Origin of the sequence: Shewanella sp. (assembly GCF_048265805.1) — a bacterium.
Classification (GTDB): Bacteria; Pseudomonadota; Gammaproteobacteria; order Enterobacterales; family Shewanellaceae; genus Shewanella.
On record NZ_JBLXAT010000026.1, the window covers coordinates 14,625 to 30,257 of the forward strand.

A 15,633-nucleotide genomic window follows, 5' to 3' on the forward strand; every position below is an offset into this window, starting at 1 on the left:
GTCCTACGCGCGTTAATGATTATTCAGCAGTTGCACGTAGAGAGTTTTCGCAACATTCGTTCAGCCCAATTGTCACCCGGCAATGGGCTGAATCTCATTTATGGCCAGAACGGCAGCGGTAAAACCAGCCTGCTGGAAGCCATCCATTTCCTTGGTCTTGGCCGTTCTTTTCGCAGTCATCTTTCGCAGCGTGTCATCCAAGAAGGCGAGGATAAGCTGCAACTCTTTGCTCGCTTAGCCGCAGGGGATGATCAACATAAGCTCGGATTGCGCCGTTTTCGCAACGGTGATACCGAAGTGCGGATGGACGGTGATCGCATCAAGAAACTGTCGCTATTAGCCGAAGCGTTACCGATTCAATTAATCACGCCAGAGAGTTTTGCGTTGCTGTTTGAAGGGCCAAAAGCACGGCGGCAGTTTATCGATTGGGGCGCCTTTCACGCCGATGGCAGCTTTTATTTGAATTGGATGAGTGTTAGACGTGCACTTAAACAACGCAATCAATTACTTAGAGATAAGGCGCGTTATCAACAAATCGCCTTTTGGGACAAAGAATTCGTTCGATATAGCCAAGTCGTTACTGAAATACGAAAACACTATGTGGACTCGTTAAATGAGCAACTTAAGGGTATAATCGGGGGGTTTTTACCGCAGGTAGAAGTGCGGGTTTCTTTCACTCAGGGATGGGACAGTAAATCTGATCTGGCTGAGTTGTTGCAATCGCAATATGAGCGGGATATCGCGCTAGGTTTTACCGTTAGCGGCCCACATAAAGCGGACTTGCGCTTACGAGTAGGGACCTTGCCGGCGCAAGATGCTTTGTCCCGCGGTCAGCTGAAATTGTTAGTTTGCGCGTTGCGAATCGCCCAAGGAAAACTGCTCCAGCAGCAGTTAAACAAGCACAGCATCTATCTGGTGGATGACTTGCCGTCAGAGCTAGATAAACAACATCGAAAATTATTGCTGCAGGAGCTGGTGGACACTCATGCTCAGGTATTTGTGACTGCCATCGACCCTGCTGCTATATCGGATTCTTTGAACTTCCCACCTGACAGGACGTTCCGCGTGGAGCGGGGGGAAGTGAAGGTCATTGAATAGCCAACGAGAGAATAATATGTCAAATAACAGTTATGATTCTTCGAGTATTAAGGTGCTCAAAGGCCTGGACGCCGTACGGAAAAGACCAGGTATGTACATTGGGGATACCGATGACGGTACCGGTTTGCACCACATGGTATTCGAGGTGGTAGATAACTCCATCGACGAAGCTTTGGCGGGTTACTGTCGCGATATCACCATCACTATTCATCTCGATGGCTCGGTATCCGTTAAAGACGATGGTCGTGGTATTCCAGTGGCGTTACACCCTGAAGAAGGTGTATCGGCAGCACAGGTGATTATGACCGTACTGCACGCCGGTGGTAAATTCGACGACAACTCTTATAAAGTTTCTGGTGGTTTGCACGGTGTGGGTGTGTCAGTAGTAAACGCTTTGTCTGAAAAGCTGAAGCTGACCATTTGTCGTGACGGCCATAAATACGAGCAGTACTACAACCACGGTGAGCCGAAAGAGCCGATCAAAGCGATTGGTGACACAGATAAAACCGGTACTGAAATCCGTTTTTGGCCAAGTAAAGAAACCTTCACCGATGTTGAATTCCATTACGAGATTCTGGCAAAACGCGTTCGCGAACTGTCATTCCTGAACTCAGGTGTGGGCATCCGCTTGGTGGATGAACGTGACCAGAAAGATGAATTCTTCCACTATGAAGGTGGTATCAAGGCATTTGTTAACTATCTGAACGTTAATAAAACCCCAGTAAATAAAGATATTTTCCACTTCTCGCAAGAGCGTGAAGATGGCATCACCGTTGAAGTGGCGATGCAGTGGAACGATGGTTTCCAAGAAAACATTCTGTGTTTCACCAACAACATTCCACAACGTGACGGTGGTACCCACTTAGCGGGTTTCCGCGCTGCGTTGACTCGTAACCTCAACAACTATATGGAAGCTGAAGGTTACAACAAGAAGAACAAAACCAGCGCTACCGGTGATGATGCCCGCGAAGGTTTGACTGCTGTGATCTCGGTAAAAGTACCGGATCCTAAATTCAGCTCGCAAACCAAAGATAAACTGGTATCAAGCGAAGTGAAAGCTGCCGTGGAACAAACCATGGCAGAGAAGCTGAATGACTACCTGCTAGAAAATCCAAACGAAGCACGCATGATCGTATCGAAAATTATCGATGCAGCCCGTGCCCGTGAGGCGGCCCGTAAAGCGCGTGAAATGACTCGCCGTAAAGGCGCGTTAGACTTAGGTGGTTTGCCAGGTAAACTGGCTGACTGCCAAGAGAAAGACCCTGGTCTTTCTGAAATCTACATTGTGGAAGGGGACTCAGCGGGCGGTAGTGCTAAACAAGGCCGTAACCGCAAGAATCAAGCGATTCTGCCGCTGAAAGGTAAAATTCTGAACGTAGAAAAAGCCCGCTTCGACAAGATGCTGTCTTCACAAGAAGTGGCTGCGCTGATCACTGCATTGGGTTGTGGTATTGGCCGTGACGAATACGATCCAGATAAAACCCGTTACCACAACATCATCATCATGACTGATGCTGACGTCGACGGCTCGCACATTCGTACGCTGCTATTGACCTTCTTCTTCCGTCAAATGCCTGAATTGATTGAACGTGGTTATATCTATATTGCGCAGCCACCACTGTTCAAAGTTAAAAAGGGCAAGCAAGAACAGTATCTGAAAGACGAACCAGCGTTGACCGAATACCTGACTAACCAAGCGTTGGATGGTGGTTGTATCTATCCATCTAAAGATGCACCAGCAATTGCTGGTGCCTCGATGGAAAAACTGGTTTATCAATATCGTGAAGTGGAAAAAGTGATCGAGCGTTTGGAAAAACGTTTCCCTACTAACGTGACAGACCGCATGATCTACCACCCACGCGTTACTGCCGAGATGCTGGCCAGTGAAGCCGATATGGCCTCTTGGTGCAAAGCGCTGTTGGAAGACCTTGAAGCTCGTGAAGTGCATGGTGTGCTGTACAAACTGGTACCAACTTTAGAGCCTGAACGTGGTGTTTATCTGCCACAACTGACGGTACGTAAACACGGTATTGATACTCACTACCTGTTTAGTTTTGATTTCTTCCACTCACACGATTACAACAAGATTGCTAGCCTCGGCGAGCAGTTGGATGGTTTGATTGAAGAATCTGGCTACGTGCAACGTGGTGAACGTAAGAAAGACGTTGATACCTTCGCAGACGCGTTAGATTGGCTGGTGGCTGAATCCAAGCGTGGCGTGTATATCCAGCGCTATAAAGGATTGGGTGAGATGAACCCAGAGCAGCTGTGGGAAACCACTATGGATCCTGAAGCCCGTCGTATGCTGCAGGTAACCATTGAAGATGCTATCGGTGCCGATCAGCTGTTCAATACCCTGATGGGGGATGCGGTGGAACCTCGTCGCGACTTTATCGAATCTAATGCCCTGAACGTGGCAAACTTGGACGTGTAAACAAGTACAATAGATTGATAAATAATAAAAAAAGGAAGCTTCGGCTTCCTTTTTTATTGCTCAAATTCGCGGCAATCTACGATAAACGAGGGCATAAAAAAATGCGCCACTCTATCTCAGAGGTTGGCGCGTCATTATTGCTGAGGCCTTTACGTGTGTAGCCACAGACCGCTAATTGCGGTTATTGCAGTAACGAGATATCTGCAACTTTAAGGAACAGGCCTTGCAGCTTGTTCAGCAGTGCCAAACGGTTACTGCGTAGCGCGGCGTCGTCTGCCATCACCATGACGTGTACGAAGAAGTTATCTACCGTCTCACGTAGGCCGGCTAATAAGGTCAGGGCTGCTTGGTATTCACTTTGCTCAAACATAGGAGCCAGTTGCGGTGCCAATGCGTTCAGCGCGTCATTCAGCGCGATTTCCGCAGCATCTTGCAACAATGCTGGATTGATGTCGCTTGGCAATTCGCCGTCAACTTTTGCCAGAATGTTGGATACACGTTTGTTCGCCCCTGCCAACGCCTCTGCTTGTTCCAGCGTGCGGAAGTGACTTACGGCGTTGATACGCGCATCAAAGTCAGCAGGTCTGGTTGGATAACGCGCCAGTACGGATAAGATAACGTCGGTGGCGATACCTTTATCTTGGTACCAAGCACGGAAGCGTGCCATCAAGAACTCTACTACCTCATCGGCAGCATTAACGTTGCTTAGGCTGCTACCATGTGCCGCAATTGCTTGTGCCACGATATCACGTAGATCTAAGTTCAGTTTGTTCTCAACGATGATACGCAAAGTACCAATTGCTGCACGACGCAGCGCAAATGGATCTGCGGCACCTTTTGGCGCTTGGCCTATGCCGAAAATGCCCGTCAGCGTATCGAGTTTCTCCGCTAGCGCTACCGCACATGACGTAATGCTAGTTGGTACGCTATCGCCAGAAAAACGTGGTTTGTATTGCTGTTCTAATGCCACGGCAACCGCTTCGGTTTCACCATCAAGACGGGCGTAATGCATACCCATGGTGCCTTGGGTGTCGGTAAACTCCATCACCATGTTGGTCATCAGGTCAGTTTTCGACAGCAGACCCGCACGTTTAGCATCTGTGCCACTTGCACCTAGGCTTTCAGCAATGAAACCAGCCACGTTGGCGATACGCTCAACACGGTCTTTTAATGTACCGAGTTGTTGTTGGAATACCACCGAGTCCAAACTCGCAATACGTGATTCAAGTGTTTGTTTCTTATCGGTATTAAAGAAGAACTCCGCGTCGGCGAGGCGAGGGCGAACCACTTTCTCGTTACCCGAAATGATCTGCTGTGGATCTTTTGATTCGATGTTGGCAACAAAGATGAAGTTAGGCATCAGCTTGCCGGCGGCATCAAATACTGGGAAGTATTTTTGGTCACCTTTCATGGTGTAAACCAAGGCTTCTGCCGGTACTTCCAAGAATTTATCTTCAAATGATGCTGTCAGTACTACTGGCCACTCTACCAGTGACGCGACTTCTTCTAACAGGTCGTCGTTAATATCTGCAGTGCCACCCAATTTAGCGGCAGCGGCTTCGGCGTCGGCTTTGATGATCGCTTTACGTTGCTGGTAATCCACCATCACTTTGCCACGTTCTAGCAGGCTTTGTTGGTAGTCATCCGCGTGTGCCAGTTCAAAGCTTGCTTCACCCATAAAGCGGTGACCACGAATAGTGCGAGCAGAAGCAATTCCCAGAATACTGCCGTCAACTACGGCGTCACCCAGCACCATAGTCACAGTGTGTACCGGACGGATAAATTGTGCAGTATTTGCGCCCCAACGCATACGTTTAGGGATAGGCAGTTTATCCAGTGCGGTTTGTACCATGGCAGGGATCAAGTTGGTGGTTTCTACGCCCGTCACTTTGGCGTGATGGACCAACCATTCGCCTTTATCAGTTACCAGACGTTCGGCTTCAGCCACATCAATACCATTACCACGCGCCCAGCCTTGGGCAGCTTTGGTTGGGGTGCCTGCGGCATCAAATGCCGCTTGTACCGATGGACCGCGTTTCTCAACCACTTTGTCTTGTTGTGCGGTTGCCAGTTGCTCAACCACAATCGCCAAACGACGTGGTGCCGCTAACCATTTGGCTGACGTGTAAGGCAGTTCAGCTTTGTTTAGCTCTTCAGTGAAGCTCGCAAGAAACGACTCTGCCAGTGTACGCAGAGCTTTCGGTGGCAGCTCTTCAGTGCCAATCTCAACAAGTAAGTTTTCAAATTTCATACTGCTATTCCTCACTTACACATTGGGAAGCCGAGCGCTTCACGAGCTTGATAGTAGGCTTCTGCCACACCTTTAGCCATGGTGCGTACGCGCAGGATATAGCGTTGACGTTCAGTCACCGAAATCGCATGGCGAGCATCCAGCAAGTTGAATGCGTGAGACGCTTTCATCACTTGCTCATAAGCGGGCAGTGGTAATGGTTGTTCCATTGTCAGCAGCTGGTTGCAGGCTTTTTCACATTGGTCGAACAAGCCAAATAGGAAGTCCACATCGGCGTGTTCAAAGTTGTAGGTAGACTGTTCCACTTCGTTTTGGTGGAACACATCACCGTAGGTGATTTTGCCAAGAGGGCCGTCAGTCCACACCAGATCGTAAACGCTATCAACGCCTTGAATATACATCGCCAGACGTTCTAAGCCGTAAGTAATTTCACCGGTTACTGGGCTACATTCCAAGCCACCCACTTGCTGGAAGTAAGTGAACTGAGTCACTTCCATGCCGTTCAACCAGACTTCCCAGCCAAGACCCCAAGCGCCGAGCGTTGGTGATTCCCAGTTGTCCTCAACGAAGCGAATATCGTGTACGGTCGGATCAACCCCCAGCGCTTTAAGCGAACCCAGATACAACTCTTGGATGTTATCTGGAGAAGGCTTCAGCACTACTTGGAATTGATAGTAGTGTTGCAGGCGGTTAGGGTTTTCGCCGTAGCGGCCGTCGGTTGGGCGGCGGCAAGGCTGGACATAAGCACTGCTCATTGGCTCGGGGCCGAGAGAACGTAAGAAAGTTTGCGGATGGAATGTACCTGCACCCACTTCCATGTCCAGCGGTTGGACAATTGCACAGCCTTGCTGTGCCCAGTAATCCTGTAACGTCAGGATAAAACCTTGGAAGGTTTTAACGTCATACTTGCTCGTCATGTCTACTGTGTCAGCCATTGATAGAAAATGTTTTCGATTATACCTTGTAGGTCACTGGTTATGTAGGTTAATTTTGCCGCAAAAGGCCAATTTGCTGGAGTTTATTATGGATAATGTTACCCGTTGTGGTTGGGTGTCCAACGATGCTATTTATCAACAGTACCATGATGAGGTATGGGGGAGACCGGTTTATGACAATCTGGAGCTGTTTGCCAAGTTGTGTTTGGATGGTCAACAAGCCGGACTGAGTTGGATTACTATCCTCAAACGCCAACAGAATTATTATCAAGCGTTCGCTAATTTTGAACCCTCCCAGATTGCCAAGTTTGATGACGTGCAGGTGGAGTTGTTGATGCAGGATAGCGGCATTATTCGTAACCGTGCCAAAATCCGCTCGATAATTGGTAATGCTAAAGCCTATTTGTTGATGGAGCAGCAAGGAGAGAATTTTAGTAATTTCTTATGGAGTTTTATCGGCGCTGAACCACGCATTAATCATTTTGCAGATTTGAGCGAAGTGCCGACCCAAACGCCAGAATCGGTTGCCATGTCCAAGGCGCTCAAGAAAAAGGGCTTTAATTTCTGTGGCCCCACAATCTGCTATGCCTTTATGCAGGCCGTTGGTATGGTAAATGATCATATAACAGATTGTTTTTGTTATAAATCTTGCCGAGATGTTTCACGTGGAACAACTGCAAAATAGCAACAACATTGTGAAATCGTGCGCTACGTAAAATCTGCGGCTATTTTGAGTAACTTTACCCGCAGATTTTAACGAAATTTTCGACTCATTTAAGGGTAAGTCTTCCATAAGCGACCGAATGATGTAAGGGAATAAAAAAGAGCAGAATCATCCCGTTCCCGTTTTTATGACAAGTTGGTTGTCGTGCTTAACGGATTTTTGCGGCGAGTGATTCGTTGATCATTTGCATAGGAGCGCTTGCTCCGACTTTTGCCAGCATAACTAACGAAGTCATTCAAACAGCGCTAAGCGCACAAATACTTTTGGGTTGGTGATCTCGTTGAGAACTCCGCAATCGACTTCCGGTAGCGAATACTGATTTGCCAAACGCGCCGCAGTTTAATCTTATTAAGCTGGCCGATAAACTGACCGAACCGGTTTTGCCAAGTTCGAACTAAAGGCCTTTCTTGATCAAATAGTGGAACGGCATGGTTTCAGTTTGGGAGGTCACTAGCGTGTGGTCCATAAACTGGCAGAAGCCAGGAATGTCGCGGGTAGTTGCTGGGTCATCTGCGATGACTAATAAAGTCTCTCCATCCTGCATGTGACGAACTTGCTTACGAATCATCATAATTGGCTCTGGGCAACGTAGTCCTAAAGCGTCCAGAGTGACATTAGCATTTTCAAATTCGGTTGCAGACATTAGCTACTTCTTCTCTAAAGACAAAAATCGTTTGGCTATTTTATCCTGCCCGTTGACAGATTGCAGCAGGGAATTTTTGATTGTTTCACGTGAAACAAATGGGGGACGATGATGGCTCAATTAAAGTTAAGCACGTCTTTAATGAAAGGCCGCGGCATCGACATAACGGCTCAATTTTGCCTCAACATTGCCGGCTAGAATCGTTACCTTGTTGCAATGACGCATTAAAAAAGAAGGTTGCTGAGTAATACTAATTCACTGCCATTTGCTTAATGTTTCACGTGAAACAAAAATAACTTCAAGAATGGCGGCCAAAAAACTTAATCTGTTTGGAAAAGTCTTTGGCTAGATCCGCATAATTACTGCAGCGTACTTTTCAAATCAAAGGCACGGACTGTTTCATCAGAAGGTGCAGGCAGAATATATGACTCTGAGCGACAGCATCGCTGTTAATGTTTCACGTGGAACCGAAGCGAGCTTAGAGTTTATGGCGGCCAAATGAAGCTTCATCTGTAGGGTAAAAGTCTTTGGTTAGATCCACATACAATACCGCGGTGTACTTTTCAAAGGCACGGACTGTTTCATCAGAAATTGGAGCAGGCTGAAAGTATGATTCTGAGCGACAAGCATCGCTGTGGATGTTTCACGTGAAACAAAAGCGAGTTCAAAGTTATGGCTGAAGTTTACTGTGTTCCAGCTGGAACCAAAGAGTCTACGCCGTTCAACATACGGTGACAGGCGCGCACTTTTTCAAAGGTGTCATTCGACTAGCAAGGCTGCATTGAACACCAGACATGTGATAGATGATAGCGAGCGATAATCATCTCAATTAAATAATCAGCGCAGTTGAATGTTTCACGTGAAACAAAAAGGGACTTCAATGAAGTCCCTTTGTTGGTGGCAACTCATAGCGATTAGTCGACGCGTTCAAAGATGGTACTAATGCCTTGGCCAAAGCCGATACACATAGTCGCTAAGCCAAAGGTGGCATCACGTTGCTGCATCAAATTGAGCAGGGTGGTTGAGATACGAGTACCGGAACATCCCAATGGATGGCCTAATGCAATGGCACCACCATGCAAATTTACTTTGTCGTCAATCTGCTCCATCAAACCTAAGTCTTTCACGCAAGGCAAAGACTGCGCCGCAAAGGCCTCGTTTAACTCTACGACATCAATATCGGCGATGCTGATGTTGGCTCGCTGCAATGCTTTCTTGGTAGCAGGCACTGGACCATAACCCATAATCGCAGGATCACAGCCGGCAACAGCAATTGATTTAACCCGCGCTTTGATCGGCAGTCCTAGTTGCTTCGCTTTGCTTTCCGCCATGACTAACATCGCCGAAGCGCCATCTGAAAGCGCCGAAGATGTCCCCGCAGTGACTGTACCATTGGCTGGATCGAACACTGGCTTTAGTTGACTTAATGCTTCCAGACTCGCATCGGCACGAATCACTTGATCATCTTTTGCCAAACAAACATTACCGCTATCGTCGTGTCCGAGTGTCGGTAAAATTTCATTGATAAATTCACCTGAGGTCATAGCGGCATACGCCCGTTGGTGTGAACGCAGCGCAAACTGGTCTTGCATCTCGCGGCTGATACCGTGCAACTTACCCAAGAGCTCCGCTGTTAGTCCCATCATAGCCGAGGCTTTAGCCATCTGCTTACTCAAGCCAGGATGAATATCTACGCCATGGGACATAGGAACATGGCCCATATGTTCAACACCACCGACAATAAAGACATCACCCATGCCACACATAATGGACTTAGTCGCTTGATGTAATGCTTCCATTGATGAACCACAAAGGCGGTTGACGGTAACGGCTGCGACGGTTCTTGGTAAGCCTGCAAGTAGGGCGGCATTACGTCCGATATTGAAACCTTGCTCTAACGTTTGCTGCACACAGCCCCAAATGACATCCTCAACTTGGTTGGGATCAACCTGTGGGTTGCGTGCTAGCAAAGCTTGCATTAGATGGGCTGACAAATCTTCCGCCCGCGTGTGGCGGAAAATGCCTGCTTTTGAACGCCCCATCGGAGTACGTAAACAATCAACAATAACTGCGTGTTCCATTTTCACTCCTCCTTAGGCGTTGTGATAAAAAGATTGTTGCTGCTCAATACGAGCATGAACTGATGAGGGCACTTGATAAAGCGGACCGAGGTGAGCAAAGGCAGCGGCCCAATCAAGATAGTTACTGAGTCCCATCTGTTCTAAATAGCTAAAGACTCCACCACGAAACGGTGGAAAACCTAAACCATAAATCAACGCCAAGTCTGCCTCGGCAGGTGATTGAACGATGCCTTCATCCAAACACAGCAGAGTTTCATTAATCATCGGAATCATCATGCGGGCAATAATTTCATCGTCAGTAAACGGTGTATCGTTCGGCTTAAACAGCTCCAGCGCATTTACTGCTGGAACTTTGGCGAGTTTGCCACGTTTATCAAGGCTGTATTGATAGAAGCCTTGTTTGGTTTTCTGGCCGTAATGTCCAGCGCTAAACAGCTTATGAATCGCGTCTTCGTAAGTCACCGCCATCCGTTCTGGGAAGCCTTCAGCCATGACTTGTTGTGCGTGGTGAGCAGTATCAATCCCGACCACATCCAACAAATATGCGGGACCCATCGGCCAGCCAAAGGTCTTTTCCATCACCTTATCAATTTGGATGAAATCGGCACCGTCAGCCAGTAACTGGCAAAAGCCGGCAAAATAGGGAAACAGCACTCGGTTAACAAAGAAGCCTGGGCAGTCATTTACCACGATAGCGGTTTTTCCCATCTGGGTGGCATAGCCAACCACGGTCGCGACAGTTTCGTCAGATGTCTTTGATGACTTAATCACTTCAACTAATGGCATGCGATGTACCGGGTTGAAGAAGTGCATACCGCAAAAGCGTTCTGGTTTTTGTAGCGCTTGTGCCAATTGGTTGATAGATATGGTGGACGTGTTAGAGGTGATGACTGCGGTTTCCGCTACATGCTGTTCGACTTCAGCGAGCACCTTGGTTTTGACGTTGGGATTCTCAACCACTGCCTCAACGATGACATCACTGTTGCCAATCGCATCGTAAGTTAAGGAGGGATGAATCGCATTAAGCACCGTTGCCATTTTATCAGGGGTGATCTTGCCGCGTTCTAGCTGCTTGCCGAGCAATTTACTGGCTTCGGATAATCCGAGTTCGATAGCGCTGTCAGCGATATCTTTCATCACCACCGGCACTTTTTTAGAGGCGCTTTGATAAGCGATACCGCCCCCCATAATACCAGCACCTATCACCGCAGCATGGTGGGTTGCTTGGCCTTTAGCTGCGTACTTTTTGGCAACGGATTTCACGTACTGGTCATTGAGGAATAATCGAATCAATGACTGTGCCGCAGGCGTTTTTGCTACGCTTATAAAGGCTTGGTGCTCGTTCACTAACGCTTGCTCTCGTGCAGCTGCCGCGCTTTTCTCTATCGCACTCAGCGCTGCCATTGGGGCTGGATAATGTTTACCGGCTTTGGCATATACCAAACCTTTCGCCACATTAAAGGCCATGGTTTGCTCGAGTGAACTTAATGGCAACTTAGTCTGTTTTTGTTGGCGCCGTTGCTGCCAATCGATATCTTGCTTAATAGCCAATTGCAGTAAGGAGTGGGCACTCTCGACGAGTTGCTCGGCACTAACAACCGCATCAACTAAGCCCAATGACAATGCTTCCTCGGCGCGACACTCCTTGGCAGTAGTGATCAGCTCTAGCGCATTATCTAGACCAATCAGACGTGGCATGCGCACTGTGCCACCAAAGCCGGGAATAATCCCGAGCTTAGTTTCTGGCAACCCGATACGGGCGCTATTGCTGGCGACACGAAAGTCAGTGGCCAGCACGGCTTCACAGCCGCCGCCAAGGGCATAGCCGTGAATGGCGGCTACCGTGGGAAAAGGTAAGTCTTCAAGCTTATTAAAGATGACATTAGCGCCTTCAAGCCATTGGTAGAGTTGCGCGTCTTCTTCGGCAAATAATGCGAGAAATTCCGTAATGTCAGCGCCAACAATAAAGCTATCCTTGGCTGAACTCAGCAGTAAACCTTGGATATTTTTGGTGGCACTGATGATATCGAGTGCTTGCTCAAATTCATTCAGCGTTTGCCGGTCAAACTTATTTATGGCGCTTTGCTGGCGATCGAACTGCAAATGGGCGATGTTATCTTGAAGCGACACTTTTAGCGTTGAACTGTGATAGAGCATGGTCAACCTTCCATATGAGTGTGGCGCAATGACCACAGTGACAGCTGGGACGATGATGATGTTTCAGTGTGAAAGCTAATTGAGCAAATTACAACAACCAATTTAAACGGTTGTTTTAATTTTTATGGGTGGGTTAATTAGATTTGATTCAACATTATGAATCTAAAAGGTAAAGTTGCTTATAATCTAAGCGAGCGCGCTAGCTATACCTTGGTCTAATGCAGACTTATGAAATGCTAAAGTAGCCGCTTTGGGGGTGAGCAAGGCATAATAGCCCACACGAAAATGTGGTTAGGAAGGCGCATTGAGTCATCAGTATTTTGTGCTGGCAGCACCGGTAGAAGTGGCAGAGGAAGTTAAGGGCAGCAAGTTTATTACTGTGCTGTTTCATGCCGCCGATCAGCAAGCGTTTCGTAATCAATTACAATTGGTTAAGGAGCAGTATCCCAGCGCGAATCATTATTGCCAAGCGTTTGTGATTTCCGCTCCCGGTGATAACGCCGTTGTTGGTTTTAGTGATGACGGTGAGCCAGCTGGGAGTGCGGGGCGGCCGATGTTGAACGTGCTTGTTGGGGCGCAACTAGGCTACTGTGGCGTAGTGGTGGTGCGTTATTTTGGTGGCACTAAACTCGGTGTAGGCGGTTTGGTGCGGGCGTACGCTGGCGGCGTTAAATTTGCGCTTAGCCAAGCCAGTTTACTAACTCGAGAGCCGACAGAAACGGTGACATTGCATTGCCAATATAGTGAGTTGGGCTCGGTGGAGCATTTTTGTCAAAAGCAGCAATTGCTGATTGAAGACAAGCAGTTTGCCGAACAGGTCGCGGTGAAGATTCAACTGCCGTTATCCTGTATTGATCAGTTATGTGAGCAGTTGAACGCCATTCATCCGGTGGCGATCACCATTATTAGAAATTCAGCCAATATTCGTCGGTAGTTAGGCGTTTAGGAGCGAAATGCACTATCGAACTATTACACGTATTACGGGCCTGCTGGTTGGGCTATTTTCGATCACCATGTTGCCACCAGTGGTAGTGTCCATGTGGTATGAAGATGGCGGCGGCACCGCATTTGTGGAAGCGTTCCTGCTCAGTTTGGTAATGGGGGGCATGCTTTGGTACCCCAATCGACAACATAAGCAGGAGCTGCGTACGCGAGAAGGTTTTCTCATTGTGGTGCTGTTTTGGACCGTGCTGGGAGCGATTGGTACCTTGCCATTCCTGTTGGTAGATAAACCGTCACTGGGGCTGGCAGACAGCGTTTTTGAGTCATTTTCGGCACTAACTACCACTGGGGCGACAGTTATTGTTGGCCTAGATGAACTCCCCAAGGCGATTCTGTTCTATCGACACCAATTGCAGTGGCTAGGGGGCATGGGGATCATCGTGCTTGCTGTGGCGATTTTGCCCGTACTAGGCATCGGTGGTATGCAGTTGTATCGTGCTGAGATACCTGGCCCAGTTAAAGACAGTAAGATGACGCCGCGTATTGCCGAGACGGCTAAAACGCTGTGGTATATCTACCTGCTGTTAACCATTGCTTGTGCGGGCGCCTATTACCTTGCTGGCATGACGAGTTTTGATGCCATCTGCCACGCGTTTTCTACTATCGCTATCGGTGGCTTCTCAACGCACGATGCCAGTATCGGTTATTACCAAAGCCCAGCGATTAATCTCATCTGTGTGTTTTTCTTGTTGGTGGCGGCGGTTAATTTCAGTCTACACTTTGCCGCCTTCTCGCGACGCGGTATCAACGTTAAAACCTATTTTCGCGATGCAGAATTTAGGGCGCTGATCTTCATTCAACTCGCGCTGACGCTAGTGTGCTTTGCAACGCTGCTGCACGCAGGTATTTATGATTCCGCCGAAGAAACTTTCGATTACGCGCTGTTTCAGGCGGTATCTGTTTCAACCACGGCGGGGTTTGGCACCGAGAGCTTCCACGAATGGCCGCTATTTCTCCCTATTTTGCTGATTTTCTCTAGCTTCATTGGTGGCAGCGGCGGCTCTACGGCAGGCGGTATCAAGGTGATCCGCATGGTGCTATTGATGTTGCAGGGCTTTCGCGAGTTAAAGCGGTTAATCCATCCGCGGGCGATGTTCTCAATTCGCATTGGTACTAAAGCCTTGCCCGACCGCGTGATTGATGCGGTGTGGGGCTTTTTCTCCGCGTACGCGTTAGTGTTTGTGGTGTGTATGTTGATCTTAATGGCGACCGGTATGGACGCCATTACCTCGTTTAGTGCGACAGCTGCGTGTTTAAATAACTTAGGGCCTGGGCTCGGTGATGTGGCGGCAAACTATGCGTCCATTTCCGATGCAGAAAAGTATGTGTTAGTGATCGCCATGCTGTTTGGGCGCTTGGAAGTTTTCACGTTGTTGGTGTTGTTTATTCCCAGCTTTTGGAAAAGTTAATGACAAAAATATTGGTATTGTATTCGACAGTAGATGGTCAAACGCGTCGTATTTGTGAAGTGATGATCAAGACATTCACCACGGCTGAGGTGCAGTTGGTTGCCATTGAGCAAGCCACTGAACAACAGCTGCATTGGGCCGATAAAGTATTGCTGGGTGCCAGTATTCGTTACGGTAAATTTAGACCCGCCTTATTTCAATTTATTCAGCGGTTTAATGTGTTGTTAGACGCAAAACCCAACGGCTTTTTTTGTGTCAATGCGGTAGCGAGAAAGCCAAACAAAAATACCCCAGAGACCAACGGATATATGCGGAAGTTTTTGCAGCAATCACTGTGGCAACCCAAACAATTAGCGGTATTTGGTGGTCGTATTGATTACCAACAGATCGGCTTGGTTGATAGAACGATGATCCGCTTTATCATGTGGATGACCAAAGGGCCAACCGACATGACGCAGGTGCATGAATTTACCGATTGGCAAAAGGTGCGTGAATTTGCGGAAGCTTTTGCCCAAGAGGGATAATTAAACACTACAAAATTTACCGTGCAGTATTGAAATGATTTCAGTCACTTGCTGGTTTTTCAGTGAGTAGTAAACAATCTGCGAGCTTTTGCGCGTTGCGACTAAATCCTCAGCGCGTAACACGGCTAAATGCTGTGATAGCGCTGATTGGCTTAACGGTACCGTTTCGTTGAGTTCAGTCACGCTCAACTCTTTGTCGAGCAGCAAACACAAGATCATCAGCCGATAAGGATTGGCCACCGCTTTAAGCCACTTAGCGGCCACACCTGCGTTGGTCAGCATGGCGTCGACATTAATATCTTGATTCATTTGCAGCTCTCATCGTCAATTTGATTAGATAATTCTAATTCGATAATCATCCGTCAGCAATCCGTA

General features: G+C 48.0%; 12 protein-coding genes. 6 read left to right on the forward strand and 6 right to left on the reverse strand.

The window, feature by feature from the left end; all coding sequences use genetic code 11:
- Nucleotides 1–15 precede the first annotated feature (15 nt).
- Complete coding sequence (gene recF, locus ACN0TT_RS16120) at nucleotides 16–1,098, forward strand: DNA replication/repair protein RecF (RefSeq protein ID WP_417763166.1); 1,083 nt, start codon at nucleotides 16–18, stop codon at nucleotides 1,096–1,098.
- Between the two features lie 16 nt (nucleotides 1,099–1,114).
- Nucleotides 1,115–3,532, forward strand: a complete 2,418-nt coding sequence (gene gyrB / locus ACN0TT_RS16125) for a DNA topoisomerase (ATP-hydrolyzing) subunit B (protein WP_417763167.1) — start codon at nucleotides 1,115–1,117, stop codon at nucleotides 3,530–3,532.
- 181 nt (nucleotides 3,533–3,713) lie between these two features.
- Here gyrB and glyS read toward each other — a convergent pair whose 3' ends face one another.
- Both glyS and glyQ read right to left on the reverse strand, forming a co-directional pair.
- On the reverse strand, nucleotides 3,714–5,783 hold the full coding sequence (gene glyS, locus ACN0TT_RS16130; RefSeq protein ID WP_417763168.1) for a glycine--tRNA ligase subunit beta: 2,070 nt from the start codon (nucleotides 5,781–5,783) through the stop codon (nucleotides 3,714–3,716).
- An 11-nt stretch (nucleotides 5,784–5,794) separates the two neighbouring features.
- On the reverse strand, nucleotides 5,795–6,700 hold the full coding sequence (glyQ, locus tag ACN0TT_RS16135; protein WP_417763195.1) for a glycine--tRNA ligase subunit alpha: 906 nt from the start codon (nucleotides 6,698–6,700) through the stop codon (nucleotides 5,795–5,797).
- Nucleotides 6,701–6,806: 106 nt separating this feature from the next.
- Between glyQ and ACN0TT_RS16140 the strand changes: the two genes are divergently transcribed.
- Nucleotides 6,807–7,403, forward strand: a complete 597-nt coding sequence (locus ACN0TT_RS16140; RefSeq protein WP_417763169.1) for a DNA-3-methyladenine glycosylase I — start codon at nucleotides 6,807–6,809, stop codon at nucleotides 7,401–7,403.
- Nucleotides 7,404–7,836: 433 nt separating this feature from the next.
- Here ACN0TT_RS16140 and tusA read toward each other — a convergent pair whose 3' ends face one another.
- The 3 genes from tusA to fadB all read right to left on the reverse strand — a co-directional run bounded on the left by tusA (nucleotide 7,837) and on the right by fadB (nucleotide 12,323).
- Nucleotides 7,837–8,085, reverse strand: coding sequence for a sulfurtransferase TusA (gene tusA / locus ACN0TT_RS16145; protein WP_417763170.1), 249 nt, complete (start codon nucleotides 8,083–8,085; stop codon nucleotides 7,837–7,839).
- A 914-nt stretch (nucleotides 8,086–8,999) separates the two neighbouring features.
- Nucleotides 9,000–10,166 (reverse strand): acetyl-CoA C-acyltransferase FadA, encoded by a 1,167-nt coding sequence (fadA, locus tag ACN0TT_RS16150; RefSeq protein ID WP_417763171.1) that lies wholly within the window; start codon nucleotides 10,164–10,166, stop codon nucleotides 9,000–9,002.
- Between the two features lie 12 nt (nucleotides 10,167–10,178).
- Nucleotides 10,179–12,323: a fatty acid oxidation complex subunit alpha FadB gene (gene fadB / locus ACN0TT_RS16155; protein WP_417763172.1), complete on the reverse strand. Its 2,145-nt coding sequence runs from the start codon at nucleotides 12,321–12,323 to the stop codon at nucleotides 10,179–10,181.
- A 304-nt stretch (nucleotides 12,324–12,627) separates the two neighbouring features.
- On the opposite strand from fadB, the gene ACN0TT_RS16160 reads away from it, so the two are divergent.
- From ACN0TT_RS16160 to hemG, 3 genes are read left to right on the forward strand one after another with little or no spacing between them, the layout of a single operon-like run.
- A complete protein-coding gene (locus ACN0TT_RS16160; RefSeq protein ID WP_417763173.1) occupies nucleotides 12,628–13,257 on the forward strand; it encodes a YigZ family protein in 630 nt (209 codons plus the stop codon).
- Between the two features lie 19 nt (nucleotides 13,258–13,276).
- Nucleotides 13,277–14,734 carry a TrkH family potassium uptake protein gene (locus ACN0TT_RS16165; protein ID WP_417763174.1) on the forward strand — a complete coding sequence of 486 codons (1,458 nt, stop codon included), beginning with the start codon at nucleotides 13,277–13,279 and terminating at the stop codon, nucleotides 14,732–14,734.
- On the forward strand, nucleotides 14,734–15,258 hold the full coding sequence (hemG, locus tag ACN0TT_RS16170; RefSeq protein ID WP_417763175.1) for a menaquinone-dependent protoporphyrinogen IX dehydrogenase: 525 nt from the start codon (nucleotides 14,734–14,736) through the stop codon (nucleotides 15,256–15,258). Before ACN0TT_RS16165 ends, hemG begins: the two co-directional genes overlap by 1 nt.
- On the opposite strand, the gene ACN0TT_RS16175 is transcribed toward hemG, so the two are convergent.
- Nucleotides 15,259–15,567 carry an ArsR/SmtB family transcription factor gene (locus ACN0TT_RS16175; protein ID WP_417763176.1) on the reverse strand — a complete coding sequence of 103 codons (309 nt, stop codon included), beginning with the start codon at nucleotides 15,565–15,567 and terminating at the stop codon, nucleotides 15,259–15,261.
- Between the last annotated feature and the right edge of the window lie 66 nt (nucleotides 15,568–15,633).

Excerpts from the sequence above, each read along its gene's own strand:
- glyS (WP_417763168.1), bottom strand. The coding sequence starts at position 5,783 with ATGAAATTTGAAAACTTACTTGTTGAGATTGGCACTGAAGAGCTGCCA.
- gyrB (WP_417763167.1), top strand. The coding sequence starts at position 1,115 with ATGTCAAATAACAGTTATGATTCTTCGAGTATTAAGGTGCTCAAAGGC.
- ACN0TT_RS16165 (WP_417763174.1), top strand. The coding sequence starts at position 13,277 with ATGCACTATCGAACTATTACACGTATTACGGGCCTGCTGGTTGGGCTA.
- ACN0TT_RS16140 (WP_417763169.1), top strand. The coding sequence starts at position 6,807 with ATGGATAATGTTACCCGTTGTGGTTGGGTGTCCAACGATGCTATTTAT.
- tusA (WP_417763170.1), bottom strand. The coding sequence starts at position 8,085 with ATGTCTGCAACCGAATTTGAAAATGCTAATGTCACTCTGGACGCTTTA.
- glyQ (WP_417763195.1), bottom strand. The coding sequence starts at position 6,700 with ATGACGAGCAAGTATGACGTTAAAACCTTCCAAGGTTTTATCCTGACG.
- hemG (WP_417763175.1), top strand. The coding sequence starts at position 14,734 with ATGACAAAAATATTGGTATTGTATTCGACAGTAGATGGTCAAACGCGT.
- fadB (WP_417763172.1), bottom strand. The coding sequence starts at position 12,323 with ATGCTCTATCACAGTTCAACGCTAAAAGTGTCGCTTCAAGATAACATC.
- ACN0TT_RS16175 (WP_417763176.1), bottom strand. The coding sequence starts at position 15,567 with ATGAATCAAGATATTAATGTCGACGCCATGCTGACCAACGCAGGTGTG.
- recF (WP_417763166.1), top strand. The coding sequence starts at position 16 with ATGATTATTCAGCAGTTGCACGTAGAGAGTTTTCGCAACATTCGTTCA.
- fadA (WP_417763171.1), bottom strand. The coding sequence starts at position 10,166 with ATGGAACACGCAGTTATTGTTGATTGTTTACGTACTCCGATGGGGCGT.